A 16044-nucleotide genomic window follows, 5' to 3' on the forward strand; every position below is an offset into this window, starting at 1 on the left:
CTCCATGACATACAAAATCAATACAGAATAAATTATTATAATCTCTCTTCAAAAAAGCTTTTAATCCACCAATTTGACATGGTGTCCCTGAAAGAAGCACCTGTCTATCGGTATCCAGTCGCATCTTTATTGTTTGAAAGATCGTTGACAAATCACTTTGTGAATATTTAGCTCCACGCAATTTCCCTAATAATTCTACGTTTTCAATTCCAATATGCTTTACTTTAAAATCTTTGTCATAACTTGCCCCATACACTATTCCATTGGCTTGCAAAACTAATTTTGCAAGCTCTGAAAAAACTCCACCAGAAGAACTTTCCATTCGTATCCCATCATCCTTAGATAAGGCAGCATAAGCCTTAGTTTGTTCCTTATTCTTTTGATTATCATTTAATATTGGACAAATTCTTTCACATGCCCCGCAAGAAATACATGTAAAATTATCTTTTATCACAGGGTATAAGAAGCCTTCTGCATTCTCTCTCATTTGAATACAACTCTGAGGGCAAGTGCTTGCGCAAGCTGTACAGCCTGTACATTGACTTTTATTTGCAAGATTTGGCATTAGTATCACCTCCTGCTAAAAACATATAGAAATCATTTTTTGAAATATATCTATAAATTATCTATCTTTTTGCACTACCATTTTCACAACTTTTAATAAAGGTTTCCTAAAAATATTCTTTTCATAGTCATTAAGAGATAACCCATACATTAGGACTGCATATATACAACTAAACATCAGCACACCAACAAAGAAAGTCCCCCAATTTGTAATTACAAAAAAGTTTGAAATTATCAACCCTAATACCAACATGCACCCTGGAATAATAGATAATTTTAAAATATTTTTCCAGAATAAAGGTATGTCAATACCGACTACTTTATAATAATATCCATTCATAATCAGACCCTGTCCCAAAAGATAAGAGATGCAGGAACACAATGCAGCGCCAATATATCCCATAGTAGGGACAGTCAAATAAGTTGAGATCACATTTAATATGGCAATAATCAGATAAACAATTGATCGAAATTGGTGCTTATTCTGAGCAATAACTATACTTAACCCTGTATTTTGGATAAGAGGAACGCAAAGTGGAAACATAGTTAAAATAGTGACCCAATAAGCATCTGCATATTCTGCACCGGCCCAGAGGTTAATAAAAGCCCGCCCGAAAACAGTAAATCCAGATACAATAATTGCTATTACAATAAATTGCAATCGTCCAACTCGAATAAAAAGCTCTGTTAATTCGTCTTTAGAAGCATTTTTAACTACCATACCTGTAATTTTAGGTGTTAAAACACCGGAAATAGAAGTAGACAACTGCATAACAATATTATTAAATGTACCTCCAACATTGTATATTGCTACTGCAACGCTACTTGATAGCATTCCTAGAATCACCTTATCTGTTGACCAAAAAAGCATATCAACAAGCGATCCTAGGAAAATAAAAGCAGAAAATCCAAACAATTCTTTAACCAGTGGTTTTGGTAAAAGAGAAAATCGTGGCTTGAGTCTCAACACTTTAAAACAATACCCTGCATACAGCGGTAGCATAATAAACTGAATCACTGTTGCTGCGAGTGACATTCCTATTGATGCATATCCCATATATAGTGCCACCAAATTTGCAATAGGTGCCCCTACAGTAGCCAACATATCTATCAGTTTCCGATAAATATATCGTTCATACGCTGTAATCATTGAAGAGAAAACGCTCACAGGGAATGACAGTGCTGAATTAAAGGTCATGATCAAAACCAATATTCTCATTTTCGATTGTTCATCACCTGTTAGCCCACGATGAAAGATTGGTTCAATATTGTTCGATATGAGTACACCTACAGCTAAAACTAATAATGCTAAGATACTATAAAGCAAAATGAAGAAACCGTATGTCTTTTCAACAGCTTCTTTATTACCTTCAGCTCGATATTTTGCTATATATCTAATAATCGTACTTCCAAATCCAAAACTTAATAGTGATAAATATGAAACAGCTGATTGTGCCAGAGAATACAATCCATATTCTGATTGCCCCAGCATATCTAGCATTATGGGAGTGTATATAAAAGGAATTAACGAGCTTATAGCCAAATTAAAATACGAGATAATAACTCCTGAACGTAATTGATTCTTCAAAATACAATTTACCTCCGTCGACTATAGTGCTTGTACCAACGTGCCAGCATTATATACTCTATTTACATAATCTGGCATCATTGAATGTAAATGTGATTTTATGCTCTTCTCATTCTCTAATAACCACAAAAACCCTTCAGATAACAAATTAGTATCTTTCATGCCCTGAACCGAGATGACATAATTCTTATCAGTTCCAAATAAGTCCTTAGCAATTCCCCGTGATTTTACCGAATAGCCAAGAACAAGCGTTGGTACACAACTCGAATATGCAGCTATCGTTGCATGTGTTCTCGCTCCGATAAACATTCTGCACCGGGCAATATATCCCTTTAACTGCATGCAATTAAAATCATCTACAAGTACAAGTCGTCCGGTGTCTTTAAACTCCTCATATAACTGTTTTAGAATTTCTCTATCGTCATTATTATCCCATACAACATGTGGAATCAATGCTATAGTACTATCAGTATTCTCTATAATAGTAATAATCAATTTTCTGTATGCTTCCATAACAATATTTTCATTATTTCCACTTGATAGAATTAAAGGACTTGCGTTAACACCTATCGTATTATTTTCTTTCCATCCAGTCGGTAAAGGTAAATCTATTCTATCTAAAGTAAAGGCAGAATCTGGAATTAAATATGTATTATTATTGATTCTTTTCAATGCCTGATATGATATAGACTCTCTAGCAGTAATTAAATCAAATTTTGAAATATCATTTATTACTTGCTGATTATTCAATAATTCTGGCTCAACGCTACATCCCCAAAGTACAGTTTTACAATGCTTTTTACGAAGACAATGATTAACGGCTCCAAGAATCTCAACACCTGCATAACAATAATTATCGCCCCCTACTGAAAAGCAAATATCACCTGAATGTATATTTTCAAATAATAATTTCCTTTGGTATTTGACTTTTAAATCGATTCGACCAGTTATCTTACTTTGTATAGATGAAAGCAACCATTTCAAACTACCACGCTGAATGGAACTTAGTGTATCTTTTTGTAAATTGCAAATATCATCAATTCCATATTTTACATCTTGATCTACGTTGTGTGAAAAAACATTAACTGAATTTTCATTTAGTACTTTTATGGTGGAACGCACAATCGCTTCGCATCCATGATTACCGCTTCCACCATGAGAATATAAATTAAACATTGTTCTTCTCCCTGGTATTTTTAAAAACACGTCTACCTGCATGAATTATACTCATCAACTGAATCAAGAGGACCGGCGCACCTATGCACTCTGCAATTAGTCTGCAATTGTATCGACTTGAAAGATCACAAGTAAACGTATAATACATTTTAGTTCGTTTTAAGATAGAATATTTTTGAAATCTTGCTCTTTCTTGAAGCCATAGTCCAAAGCCCCGGGGGGTATTGATAAAAACTGCACTTCCTGATTTTGTCAGCCCATCTTCAATATATTTATAAATCCATATTATATCATTATAAAAACGAATTTTATATCCTGCCGCTGCAATTCGATTATAGACAACTGCCTCAGTCATAAATTTTTCTCCCGGGAATTCTGGATACTTAAATTTACGATGAATTTCTGTATAAAACACAATCGCCCTTTCACCGTCAACATTTTTATATCGATCTAGCAATGTTCCTTCATAATAATTCCCAGGAAATATCGTATTAGGTGTTTCCGTAGGACTTGTGCCAAGGTTTCCTGCTACACCACAATATCTTTCCCCCTTTGGCAAATCCCTTTCCCAGTTAATTATTTTTTCTATAGCATCATCTGTAAGATAATCATCAGAATCAACTGTAAAAAACAACTCGCCATTAGCATATTCCAATGCTTTATTGATAGCTCGACACTTTCCACCATTTTCTTGCCAATGATAATAAATAGCGAATGCATTTTCTTCCTTTTGCCATCTATTCACCAACTCTTGTGTGTTATCAGATGATCCATCATCAACAATAAGCCATTCAAAATCGCAAACCGTTTGGCGCTGAAGCGATTTATACAAATTCGAAATAATATACGCTCTGTTATATGTTGGCGTAAATACCGTTATCTTAACCATTTCATTTTTTCCTTGCTTTCTTTAGCACACGCTTAATAAAATACATCGGCCCATTATCAAGTAAATCGTACGTTAAAAAGACATATAGTTTTGAGAACTTAGTTTCTCCATTTCTTTCTAACCAATTCATAACGTTTGGATTGCGCAAAAATCGTTTTAGTTTCCAACCTTTTTCACGTCTTTCTTTCTGAAACTCTCTACTGGCCTCGTCTTTCCAAGAATTTCCTTCCCAATGTTTTGCATAGGCGGAATACTCATTCATTCCGATAAGTAATGTATTTTTTATTATCTGAGACTGACGACTTTGTTTGTAGCGTAAATATTCCTTTATAATTGGTGTGTCTATAGCATTACAAATTGTCATATCAAAAGAACGGGCTGATCTAATATCTAACATTTTTTTTAATAGTAAATTTCCTTTACAGGCTCCAAATCCTAATCCTGTATTTATATAACGAATGTCGTCCTGCGCAAACCAAGCATCGTAATTCAAACAATTATCCAGTCCTTGCTTTAACTCCACATCAGTATCAAGATATATTCCGCCATTTTCAAATATTATTTTGAGCCTTGCATAATCAGAAACAAATGCCCATTTTTTAGCAAGATAAGCTTCCCTAGTATATTCACAAGTATTCACGTCAAAATTATTCTCATTCCATTCAATTATCTGATATTCTGGACAGTATTTTTGCCAGCTTTCTATACATTTCTTGATAAGATCTGATTTTTCATTTCGTCCAAACCAGCAGTAATGAATTACCTTTGGTATCATATAGTCCCTCCCATTTCAAAATCCTTTAAAAAAGCTGCATACACAGTTGGTTCACCTTTATTTGTAAACTCGTTAAGAAACTGTTTTTCTCTATATCCAAGCTTAAACAAAATAGTAGTTCCGGCAAATAAATCATCTACACATCCTTTTTCCCATGGATCAGCAAAACGCATAATTAAGCAATCACGTTCAGTATTATTGTATGGGACTGCATTTATCAGATAATTGATCTCCGACAAATATTCTCTTGCAACCTCGATTGCATCATCAAAAAAAAGATAATCTATCGCACAATCTTCCGTTTTCCAATACTCAAAAAAGAAGTTTCGTAAAACTTGAAATATAATACAGTCTTGAGTGCCCCCCAAACAAAAGGTTGTCCATTGATTTTTTGAAACGCATCCGACATCACTCGGCTCACTTTTACAAGTAAAAAAATCATTTTCAAAATAATTGTCTGGCAATTTCCCTTTACAATATATCGTTGCATCTAGCCATAATCCCCCGTATTGAGCCAATAGACATACTCTCAAAACATCTGAAAAATGGGCAGCTCCTATCAGGCCTTTTTCTTTCTTCTCCATAATATATTCCGGCAGTGTTACAAATTCAGTATAATTATCTTGAGTAATTATATTCACTGGATGGTTACCTGCATTTTTTTTAATACTAGATACACATTTTTGTACCAACAATGGAGCATTCTCTATTCCATCTAACCAACAAATCCATATAGGTTTGTTAAATATACTTGTTTCTCTTTCACCCTTGCTTTCTTCATTTACTGATTTTGTAAATACATAACCATAGTGGCTTTTCAAATATTCGAGTACATAGGCAGTCTTCTTTGTTTGAAAATAACGTGCCACATTTTTTAACCGCAAAGTTTGAAATATTGTTTCTGCAGTACGTAATAATGCTAGTTTTACAGAATAGTATTTTATATCTTTAAAAAAATCTGTAGATATTTTTTTTATAACTCTGAATACTCTATTTTCTCCCATCTTTCCCACCAGAACGCTATCCCTTAAAGCAAGTCCTTTCTATATAAATGTGATTAGCGGCATTTCTCCATTATTGCACTATCGAGTTAATATTATAAATATATGTAATAACAAATATATAGCACGAATATAAAAGCAACAGATCGGATTGTACAATAATTAAACATTCAAGAACATATGTCCCCCCCCCAGGCCACAAATCGTAAGGGAATGTTTCCATTAGTGCAGAACACATGTTTCCTAATTTTGGAAGATTATTAACTGGCTTAATTTTAATTGCTTCATCTATTGTCCGAGCATATTCATATTGTACTCGACCCGTTCCGCTATAATAATCGTCAAATTTAAAATCTTGATTGATTTCTATGTCCTTTAAATAAACAGTTGGAACACCATAAGCCTCTGCCAATATAATGCCATGTAGCGCAGAGCTTATCACCATATCTGATTGAGCTATTTCGTCTACAAAATGTTTATAGTTTGTAGTTTTTATTTCAATATAATGTAGTCCCATATCTTTCAACTCATCAATATGTTCTCGCAGTCCACTTGAATGATGTAAAACAATAGAACACGAATATCTTTTCTCAGCATTACATGAATATATAATTGGCATCAAAACAGCCGGATCGCCATATATTTCCGGACAATTAAAACCCATTTTATTCAAGTACTCCTTTGTGTATGGGCCACGCACAGCTCTAATGTCCAGCTTCGATCGAACTAGACGAAACGCATTTTCTTTACGTAGGAGACCACTTCCCCAAATAGTCGCATCTTGTAAGCCGAATCCAATTATACTACCAATAGCATATAAATACTCGGTTCTATCTATTTGAGCATTCAAATCAAGTCCACGCTGTTTTAGCATATACTCAACAACTACTAAAGACAAATAGTCCCCTAAATTTTCATGTTCCGTTATTTCTCCTTTGTATGTTCCTGTCCAGAAAAGATTAACTCTGTTCTTTTGAACTGGACGATATTCATCCCCAAATATCATTTTATTCCTGCTGTTCCATTCTCTCCTCATATCTGGTTTTATAAATCGGAGATATCCTTCTATTTTACTTACAATATCTGTATGCATATGTAAAAAATACCTTTCCTTTAATAACATTTAAAAGTGATTTACGATCCAACATGCATAGTTCTTTTATATTGAATTTGATATTCTTACTACTTTGTCGTATTTTTTTCTTTTCTGACTGGCAGTCCTCTAATTTACTGCATTCACGAAAAAAACCTACACATGCCATGAGTAAAGTCACTTTATCACTCACATACAATTTTGGATAATTTTTCGCCAGATACTTATTTCTCTGAAAGAACGCATCTAGTGCATCCAAATGTCTGATGGACCATTCCTTCATAATACTCCCCTCTCTTTGCCTGTAATAATAGAATACTTTTTGGCAAAGAACAAGTTTTGTTGCTTTCCCAACTAATTTATACGTAACAAATTCGTCTTCATGCAACTTACCGATAGGAAATTCTATCCCATCAAATAAAGATTTCTTATAGAGCTTATTCCAAGCAACCGCATAAAAACCTCGCCCCTGTATTAACGTTTCTAAGGCATCTTCAGCTGAAAATATATATCGATCATATATAAAATCATCATATTGCAAGTGATCATTATAGGCCCAAACAATTCCACTTGCTGCTATTTGTGCATTGCTATCAGTTATTGAACGATATAATTTTTCATAAAAATCAGGTGAAATCCAATCATCACTGTCGATAAAAGAAATATATGATCCTTTAGCAATACTCATACCAACATTTCTTGCATCAGACAAACCTCCATTTTTTTTATGAATAACTCGAATGCGCCCGTCCCGTTCAGCCCATTCGTCGCATTTTAAAGGGCACTTGTCCGGTGAGCCATCATCAACCAATATTATTTCCAATTTTCGATAGGTTTGTTCCACTATGCTTTTTATACAATGATCCAAATATTCTTCCACTTTATATATAGGAATAATTACGCTAATGAGTTCCAAAGACATCCCTCCCTAGTCTTTTTAAAATAAACACCTTTAACCTAGAAGTTGCCGCAAAGGATATTTTTGAAAGAACTAAAGTTACTTTTCTCATTTTCGAAATCTTATCATTAAACAAAATCTCAGAAAATCTGAAAGGTAATTTGTCCAAATAATAGTTTATTCTTTTTAGTCCTAGCTTTCTCTCTTCTCCGTGCAAACTAGAAACAACATCACTATATAAAAACATAGCTTCAGCATATATTTCACTCAGGGCAGTCGCTTTTAATTCTGGATAATTTTCGATTATATCTTTGGTTCTTCTATATCTTCCTTCTAATGAATCAAAACGTTTCCACGAAAACGGACTCTGAGTTATACTACCCGGTCGTATTCTGTAAAAATATAATTGATCTGAAATAAATCCTATATCATTTGCTTTTAATATAACCCTATATTTCCAAAAAACATCTTCATTCTGCTTTTTTGCTGGAAATTTTTCAGTTACTGCAATTATCTTTTTGTATATTCCATTCCAAACTTCTTCATTCAAATTGTGCAATAACAATTCTTCTAAGCACTTAGGCGGATTAACCCTTCTACAATCTCTAACTGATGTTTGATTGTCATAACATTGCTTCGCTTCAATGAACTGTTTGTATTTCCAAAACAGAATATCACAGGGGCTTCTCTTCAAGGTTTCCACTGCTATTCTTGCACACTCCAACGAAACAATATCATCACCATCAACAAATCCTATATAATCACCTGTAGCATTACGCATTCCAGTATTTCTGGCTTCTGAAAGCCCCATGTTTTTTTGATGTATTGTTCGTACTCTACTGTCTTTACTTGCATATTGATCACATATCTTGCCGCTATTATCAGTAGAACCATCATCAATTAGAATAATTTCTATGTTTCTATATGTCTGATGAATTAACGATTCAATACATTCGCTTACAAAGACTTCAATATTAAAAACTGCTACAATAAAGCTGATTTTAATGTCGGAGTCTTTTATTTTACTATTCATAATACCATTTGTGTCCATAAAAACGTGTTTATTCCATCTTTATAGACATTCCTCCAATCAATCCAAAGAATATTTTTTATCTAGCCCCGTTAATCTTCCATACAAAAAATGTATTGTTTGATATGTAATAGGTAAAATAGCTGTCCATATAGCCATTATCTTCACTTTACTATTACAGCCTTTACACTTCAAAACTGACATTAACCGACTTCTTAATTCCCGTTGAGCCTTTCTTTTATAAGGTCGAATCAATTTTGGATCTGGTCTACTACTCATAGTCGATAATGCTATCAACTGACGTGTCAGACGAACTAAAATTAACTCATAATATATATCCTCTTGAGTATTATCTTCAAGCATTATCTTTAAGACCTTCAATGGGTCAGACAGTTTATTTTTGTTTATTGTGGATGTCGCTGCAGAGTTTACCCGAAGCATATAATGATAGTAGCATTGGTCTTCATATATAGCACGTTTCGATTCTTTAAAAAGATAGTAATTGAGCAAAAGATCTTCGTTAATTTTAATACTATAATCTAGTTCATTTAATCCTATTTTTTCAAATAATTCCCTCCGATAAAGTTTGTTCCATAAACCTGGTTCAATATATTTACCTTCCAAAAGATCAATAACGCCTTTTTCATTATCTTGAAGCACTCTATTACCCGTACCATAATATAAATCTACTTTACCGTTAGGAAATACCATTTTATAACCACAATGTGATATATCAGCATTATGCTCTATTGCATTTTTCAAAAGCTGTTCTATCATCTCCGGCTCAATATAATCATCACCATCAATAAATCCAATATAGTCACCTGTAGACTGAAAGATCCCATCAATACGAGCGCTAAATACACCTCCATTTTCCCGGTGTATCGGAATAATATTAGCGTGATATTTTGCATATTGATCTATAATATTAGGTGTTGAATCCTTCGATCCATCGTCAACAATTATTAGCTCTATATTAGTATATGTTTGCTTTAAAACACTTTCAATGCTACGTTTGATTTCTGACTCTATGTTATATGCAGGCATTATGAGCGATACTTTTACTGTCATATTCATATTGTATATCCTATTCCATCTTTTAGATCTTCCTTCTGCTGCATCCGTTTTTCCATACTTATATTTTGACGAAGTGTGTATTTTTCGTCGTAGCAGAGGGCACTTTCCATTCTCTTCTTTTCTTTTGTTAAATAGTTATCTAAAGTAGAAATAACTTTGGCTGGAGAACCAGCCACAACAACGCCATCTGACACATCGTGTGTTACTGTACTATTAGCACCAATTATTACATTATTCCCTATAGTTACACCTGGCATAATTACAGTCTCTGCGCCTACAAATACATTATTCCCTATGGTTACACGCCCAATTTTTGTATATCCCAAAAAATTTTTTGTACTTGCATCATGACATAAAATATGTACTCTTGGAGCAAGTGTAACATTCTCTCCAATTTCTATGAGCCAACAGTGAGACGGATCTAGTATGACACCATTTAATCGTTCGAAGTGATTCCCCACCTTCATTCCCATGCGAATTAACTTCTCTGTTGTGTATTCGCCTCTTATTCGATATATAAACTCTTTTATCAAATTCATAACTGGTCTGTACCTCTCATTCTTAAAAAGAAATCTTCTACCGCTTTTACTGTTTTACTCATAGTAAAATCATCGCCTCTTTCTTTAGCTTTAATTTTATAGTGAGTAAGCAATTTAGGATTATCTACTAATGATTGAATTGCTTCATAAAGATCTTCTTCATTATTATCAGTTATTACTCCATATTCGTTATCTTCCCCCAACATCTCCCGCATACCTGATACTTCCACAGAACAAACAGGTACACCTACTATTAATGCTTCGGTCGCAGCTGTAGAAAATCCTTCTGAATAACTCGAACATACAAACAAATCACATTTTGCTAAATATTTATACGGATTCGTCTGATATCCCAAAAATGTTACGCTAGAAGATATCCCATGGTCACTACACCACTTTTCTAATTCTCCCTTAAGCGGTCCATCTCCCAAAATAAATAAATGCACATTTCTTCCGCCAGATATTAAGCGTTCCTGAATCCGCAACATTCGATCAAAAGCTTTGACTGGAATTAGTTTTCCCATACCACACCACAAAAAAGTGTCTATTGGAAACTCCTTGTCATCTATCTTTCTTTTTGCCGAATTACGAATGGCATCACTGTCATTCGTATTATATAAAACCACATTGTTACCTCTGGTTGGACAAAATTTCTGAAATGCTTTCTCACATGTTTTTGATACATATACCATATAATGAAATCGTTTATAACAGTTTTTTGCTTCTTGAATACTACGAAAGGATTCTGCTACATTTTTTTCCGAATGCATGGTGCAGTGTATCCATGACACCAGCTTTGTCTCTTTGTTATGACAGCCACTAATAATTCTTGCGGAGGGTCCTTCTAAATAAGCTACTTCTATATCATATTTTTCTTTTATAAAAAACCCATGCAATTGCTTAGGCGAAAACGCTTTCATTATGTAACTATTTGCAGGAAACGATCTTTTAAAGATAGTACGATATCTTATATGAGGAGCCAGAAACTGTTCGTTAACACCTCCTCCAAATAGAGAGACCACTGTTATTGAAAATTTAGTCTGATCCATATTATTAACAAGATTAACCAATACCTTCTCTGCTCCGCCTTGACCCAGATCGTGAATCAGAAACAGTATTTTTAGCATGTCTATTTCCTCCTCACCTATGTAAATTTCTCTTATGTAAAATATCATAAATTGATGACGGCAATAATCCCACAAGTATAGGACGCAACGCAAAAATATACCCTATAACCGGCAGCTTAAGTTCTTTGACCGCTAAATACCTCACATATGCCTCATTTACTCTATACTTCATTTTCCTCCTGGCATAGGCATTTCTATCATCTCTCATCTGATACAAAGGTTCGTGGATATTCTCGCCGTAAAATCCTTTTTTATACATCTTCATCCAGAGATGATAGTCTTCTACACGCAGCAATCTGTTAGATTCCGAATAGCCCCCTACTGCATCATATGCCTCTTTTTTTACCAGACATGGCGCATGACAAAATGGTGTGCCATGCAAAAAATCTTTCGCAACCGGCTTAGTAGGATGTGAAATGTGTCCCCATACTCCAGTTTCATCGAAATACTCCATATCAGTACTTACAATATAGAGTTCGGGATTTTCCCGAAAAACCGACAATTCTCGTTCAAATCGAAACTTACTACACCGGTCGTCTCCATCCATTCTTGCGATATATTTACCTTTTGCAACGTTAAGACAACGATTCAATGTCGCATTTAAGCCTCTATTTAAATCATTTTTTAATAATATTATCTTATCAGGATATTTTTTTTGATATTGGTCTGCAATACAATAAGTATTATCTGATGACCCATCATCACAAAGTATCAATTCCCACTTTTCAAAAGTTTGGTTCAAAATGCAATCAATGGCTTCTTCCAATGTCTTTTCACAATTATAAATCCCCATAATCACACTGATTTCAGGTAATGTATCTCTATCTTCATTTTTCATAATAGATTTCCTTTCAATCTTTTATGTTTTATAACATATGCCAAGTAATATGCATCTGATAATAAAAGAATAGAATATACGCAATTATCATAGCAATCTTAATCATTTTTGTGGATTGCTTTGTAAACATATTGTTAATCATCCACGGAAATGCTATATATCCGATCAAAGTAGTATAAATAGGAAGTCTTCCAATGTAAATTCCAGATGACACTCCTGCAAGAGCATAAAGAATCATAGTACACGCACTAGCGTTAGTACAGATGTTAATTACAGGATCATTGGCTTCATCAATGTATTTTTTCCCAATCAGTGATAAAATTGCTGGAACCGAATAAACTAATATTCGAAAAATACTTGTTCCATCATCGCTTGTCCATAAATCATTTGTAACGATATCGCTGTACTGCGTCTCGGCAAGAAAATTATCCAAAAATGGTGTAAATCTATCAATAAACAATATCATGACACCTATCGCTAGAATAAATAAGATTGTTTTTCGATTCCATGCTTTTCCCTGAATAATAAAAATAATAGGTATCATAATTAAAACCGAAGCATGAATAGTGGATAACAATAATATAATACAAATAAGCAAGCCATATTTTTTCTTTACCAACAATCCAAAACACGCTAAAAATCCAGCTGCGGCGATAAACTGTCGTATCCCATTAAACATCCATGACATATAATCTGTTGATACAACAAATAGAAAAAAGCTCATCCAATAATCCGTTGAATATTTTCGATAAATAAAAACTATACAAAGAATCTGAAATATGGCAATAAATAAGAAAAATGTTACATCTGAATTCCCAAAAGTTATTTTGAAAAAAGTAGTTAGAGCAGTAAAACCCTTATCTTTGCCATCCCCCACTAACGTAGTCAGCAACTCCGGAATAGATGAAGGTGCTATATCAAACATGAATCGATAGGCAGAAGTATCTCCAAAACCATCTCCCCGAAAACCTGCCCACACAGCGTAAGGAATAGCTAATATTAAAGCTGGTACAATTCTCCATCTATCTTCGTATTTCCCTAATACATATAACTTTTGCTTCGGTATAACAACTGCTAAAACACCGCCGCCTACAAATAGCCAAATCAATAGCCACCAATAATTTGTTAATGTCATTTCATTCTCTCCAGTTTCTATCTATTCTTCTTGTCCAACTTATGTTCAAATGAACCTCTGTTCTTTATGGACACAAGTTCATTTGAACACAAGTCGTATAATTTTCGTCAAATTGTGAAGACTCCCCAAAACGCAGAAAACATTCCTAATCTTCATGGTGGGGGACTCTTTAGCCTATACCAAGTGCCTGGATCGTGTCCTTAACAACCTGTGTCTTATCAAATATTTGCTCCATTCTCCTCCGACCAGCTTCTCCCATCAAAGCCCGACTAACATGTGTTTTGTTCAAGAATGTCTCCATTGCTTCCCGTAGGCTTTCCGTATTTTTTACCTTAACCAAAATTCCTGTTACGCCTGGGTCAACGGCCTCACGGCATCCAGGAATATCACTGGTAATCAACGGTCTTCCAACTGCCGCACCTTCCAAAAGGACATTGCTCATTCCTTCATGGTAGCTCGGGAGAACAATACAATCCGCTGCTACATAATATGGCAATGGATTCTCCTGAAAGCCATGAAAAATAGCAATTCCTTCCCGTACCAGACTCTCTATCTGTTCCTTGTAATCATCTTCATAAAACCCTACAATATCCAGTACAAAATCCTCTCGTTTGAAATAAAGACTTCTCACCGCTGCGAACAGTTCATCAATTCCTTTTTCTTTCATGATCCTGCCCAGGTAGAGGAAATGTATCTTCTCATTCTCCGGATAGGGATAATATGGATATCGTTCTAGGTTGATCCCCGCACCATGGAGTAGTTTCTGTTTATTTGCCGGAATAATATGTCGCTTCTGAAATTCTTCTGCGTTTCCCTCATTCTCAAAGAAAACCGTCCGAACTTTTCGAAACGCTATCTTATAAAGCAATGTAACGAACTGCGCCAGACCCGCCTTTTGGAACGCTGTTCCCAGCCCCTGCACATTGGCACAAAAAGGAATACCCATTCTGCCACAGATTAGGCCAGCATAAACATTCGGTTTAATCGAATATGTAATAACCAGATCAGGATGTTCATCCAGAAGTATCTTCTTATAATGCTTCATCAATTTGAAATCTGTCAGAGGGTTAATGCCTCTGCGCTCAATCGGAGTGTCAATACATTTGACACCCATCTCCTGGAATGGTTTTTCATGATGCTCTTCATCAAAAGGAAGACTCAATATTACTTCATGTTCTTTTTTCAATTCCGCTATTAGTTCCCTTCGAAACTGCCACAACATATAAGCATGATTTGTTGCGATCAAAATTTTCTTCGACTGCCTTTTCTTTTTATCTTCTGCTTTATTCAAAACCATTTGCACCTATCTTTCTATAATTAAAGTAAGAGATAATTGCAACTCATGCTTATCCCCCATATACCTAAAAATAACTGCATATGTCTGTCTACATTTTTGTATCAGGAGTTCTGCAGTTTTAATCATTCAGTCCGTTCTTATCAGTAAATAAACTGGAGCAACATTGTATAGATGCCCCCATCTTATTCAGTCGCTATTATATCACTTTTGCAATAAGGTGACAATAAACATTCACGCCGATTTTGCGGGCTTTCGTACCAATTTTGCAAGCTTATAAAGTTCTTTTTGCCTTTATTTAACAAATACTTGAAAAATATTACATTTTCGGAGATTCAGTACGTTCTTGATCTCTCTGTTTTTTCAGAAAACTATCCCTGTTGCGCACAATCCTGGACACATCCATCCATTGATTTCTTATGTCCCGGTAATTTTCATACTGTTCCGACTTTTGACTGGATAGTTCTGTTTTTTTCTTCTTTAAGTCCTGTATCGGTGGAAACTTTCCGTCACTATAAATTGACCGCAGTTCTTTCACAGCCGCATCATAAAGTGCCAATTCTGAACTGTATTCCTCCCGGTAGCTTTTCTTATTGCTGCTTCTGCGATAAGACTGATATACCTTTTTCGTCCGGTAATACTGCCCCATGAGACGAAGAGATCGGTTGACTTCTTTCAGCCGCTTTTCTGTTTCCTTCACTTCTTCTTTTGCCTGATCGTATGCTGTCTGCAGAGCCGCCAGTTCTTCATCCAACTGGGTTCCATTTAACAGCCCATGCTCTGACATATAATTAAATGTCTTGGACTGTTCCTGCAGATTATGGATCTTTGCCCACCGCATATAGGCTTCACTTTCCTTGACTTTCGGATTGTGTTCAATATCTACCAGACTGCCGATTTCTCCGATATCTAGTATAATATAAATTAAGTTGTTGATAGCTTCGATATCTGGTATAATGGACTTAATCAATACATTTTATGGAGGTCAATTATGCCAGCATTACCTTATAGTATAACAAT

Annotated in this window: 16 protein-coding genes; all 16 read right to left on the reverse strand. The window is 34.8% G+C overall.

Translation table 11 applies throughout. The features are described 5' to 3' along the window. Positions 1-565: 4Fe-4S dicluster domain-containing protein (locus ACTNES_RS14230; RefSeq protein ID WP_441039769.1), on the reverse strand; the 565-nt coding region annotated here is incomplete at its 3' end. Between the two features lie 57 nt (positions 566-622). After that, positions 623-2152 (reverse strand): oligosaccharide flippase family protein, encoded by a 1530-nt coding sequence (locus ACTNES_RS14235; protein WP_441039771.1) that lies wholly within the window; start codon positions 2150-2152, stop codon positions 623-625. A 21-nt stretch (positions 2153-2173) separates the two neighbouring features. Continuing rightward, on the reverse strand, positions 2174-3328 hold the full coding sequence (locus ACTNES_RS14240; RefSeq protein ID WP_441039772.1) for a polysaccharide pyruvyl transferase family protein: 1155 nt from the start codon (positions 3326-3328) through the stop codon (positions 2174-2176). Further along, positions 3321-4217, reverse strand: coding sequence for a glycosyltransferase family 2 protein (locus tag ACTNES_RS14245; RefSeq protein ID WP_441039774.1), 897 nt, complete (start codon positions 4215-4217; stop codon positions 3321-3323). The genes ACTNES_RS14240 and ACTNES_RS14245 overlap by 8 nt, the downstream gene beginning before the upstream one ends. 1 nt (position 4218) lies before the next feature. Beyond that, on the reverse strand, positions 4219-4992 hold the full coding sequence (locus ACTNES_RS14250; protein ID WP_441039775.1) for a glycosyltransferase family 32 protein: 774 nt from the start codon (positions 4990-4992) through the stop codon (positions 4219-4221). Beyond that, positions 4989-5996, reverse strand: coding sequence for a capsular polysaccharide synthesis protein (locus tag ACTNES_RS14255; protein WP_441039777.1), 1008 nt, complete (start codon positions 5994-5996; stop codon positions 4989-4991). The genes ACTNES_RS14250 and ACTNES_RS14255 overlap by 4 nt, the downstream gene beginning before the upstream one ends. Before the next feature lie 70 nt (positions 5997-6066). Further along, positions 6067-6999, reverse strand: a complete 933-nt coding sequence (locus tag ACTNES_RS14260; RefSeq protein WP_441039779.1) for a polysaccharide pyruvyl transferase family protein — start codon at positions 6997-6999, stop codon at positions 6067-6069. A gap of 64 nt (positions 7000-7063) precedes the next feature. Further along, positions 7064-8002 (reverse strand): glycosyltransferase family 2 protein, encoded by a 939-nt coding sequence (locus tag ACTNES_RS14265; protein ID WP_441039781.1) that lies wholly within the window; start codon positions 8000-8002, stop codon positions 7064-7066. Further along, positions 7989-9035 (reverse strand): glycosyltransferase family 2 protein, encoded by a 1047-nt coding sequence (locus tag ACTNES_RS14270; RefSeq protein ID WP_441039782.1) that lies wholly within the window; start codon positions 9033-9035, stop codon positions 7989-7991. Before ACTNES_RS14270 ends, ACTNES_RS14265 begins: the two co-directional genes overlap by 14 nt. Positions 9036-9074: 39 nt before the next feature. Further along, a complete protein-coding gene (locus tag ACTNES_RS14275) occupies positions 9075-10091 on the reverse strand; it encodes a glycosyltransferase family 2 protein (protein ID WP_441039784.1) in 1017 nt (338 codons plus the stop codon). Beyond that, positions 10088-10630 (reverse strand): DapH/DapD/GlmU-related protein, encoded by a 543-nt coding sequence (locus ACTNES_RS14280; protein ID WP_441039786.1) that lies wholly within the window; start codon positions 10628-10630, stop codon positions 10088-10090. Before ACTNES_RS14280 ends, ACTNES_RS14275 begins: the two co-directional genes overlap by 4 nt. Continuing rightward, on the reverse strand, positions 10627-11757 hold the full coding sequence (locus ACTNES_RS14285; RefSeq protein WP_441039788.1) for a glycosyltransferase: 1131 nt from the start codon (positions 11755-11757) through the stop codon (positions 10627-10629). Before ACTNES_RS14285 ends, ACTNES_RS14280 begins: the two co-directional genes overlap by 4 nt. 13 nt (positions 11758-11770) lie before the next feature. Beyond that, complete coding sequence (locus ACTNES_RS14290; protein WP_441039790.1) at positions 11771-12595, reverse strand: glycosyltransferase; 825 nt, start codon at positions 12593-12595, stop codon at positions 11771-11773. Between the two features lie 28 nt (positions 12596-12623). Next, on the reverse strand, positions 12624-13730 hold the full coding sequence (locus tag ACTNES_RS14295) for an EpsG family protein (RefSeq protein ID WP_441039791.1): 1107 nt from the start codon (positions 13728-13730) through the stop codon (positions 12624-12626). A 169-nt stretch (positions 13731-13899) separates the two neighbouring features. Beyond that, positions 13900-15021, reverse strand: a complete 1122-nt coding sequence (locus ACTNES_RS14300; RefSeq protein ID WP_441039793.1) for a glycosyltransferase family 4 protein — start codon at positions 15019-15021, stop codon at positions 13900-13902. Between the two features lie 322 nt (positions 15022-15343). Further along, on the reverse strand, positions 15344-15994 hold the full coding sequence (locus ACTNES_RS14305) for a hypothetical protein (protein WP_441039794.1): 651 nt from the start codon (positions 15992-15994) through the stop codon (positions 15344-15346). Positions 15995-16044: the final 50 nt, after the last annotated feature.

The organism is Blautia sp. HCP3S3_D9 (assembly GCF_052063845.1).
Taxonomy (GTDB): domain Bacteria; phylum Bacillota; class Clostridia; order Lachnospirales; family Lachnospiraceae; genus Blautia_A.

Coding starts and splice junctions, on each gene's coding strand:
- ACTNES_RS14240 (WP_441039772.1), bottom strand. CDS start 3,328: ATGTTTAATTTATATTCTCATGGTGGAAGCGGTAATCATGGATGCGAA.
- ACTNES_RS14245 (WP_441039774.1), bottom strand. CDS start 4,217: ATGGTTAAGATAACGGTATTTACGCCAACATATAACAGAGCGTATATT.
- ACTNES_RS14250 (WP_441039775.1), bottom strand. CDS start 4,992: ATGATACCAAAGGTAATTCATTACTGCTGGTTTGGACGAAATGAAAAA.
- ACTNES_RS14255 (WP_441039777.1), bottom strand. CDS start 5,996: ATGGGAGAAAATAGAGTATTCAGAGTTATAAAAAAAATATCTACAGAT.
- ACTNES_RS14260 (WP_441039779.1), bottom strand. CDS start 6,999: ATGATATTTGGGGATGAATATCGTCCAGTTCAAAAGAACAGAGTTAAT.
- ACTNES_RS14270 (WP_441039782.1), bottom strand. CDS start 9,035: ATGGACACAAATGGTATTATGAATAGTAAAATAAAAGACTCCGACATT.
- ACTNES_RS14275 (WP_441039784.1), bottom strand. CDS start 10,091: ATGAATATGACAGTAAAAGTATCGCTCATAATGCCTGCATATAACATA.
- ACTNES_RS14280 (WP_441039786.1), bottom strand. CDS start 10,630: ATGAATTTGATAAAAGAGTTTATATATCGAATAAGAGGCGAATACACA.
- ACTNES_RS14285 (WP_441039788.1), bottom strand. CDS start 11,757: ATGCTAAAAATACTGTTTCTGATTCACGATCTGGGTCAAGGCGGAGCA.
- ACTNES_RS14290 (WP_441039790.1), bottom strand. CDS start 12,595: ATGAAAAATGAAGATAGAGATACATTACCTGAAATCAGTGTGATTATG.
- ACTNES_RS14295 (WP_441039791.1), bottom strand. CDS start 13,730: ATGACATTAACAAATTATTGGTGGCTATTGATTTGGCTATTTGTAGGC.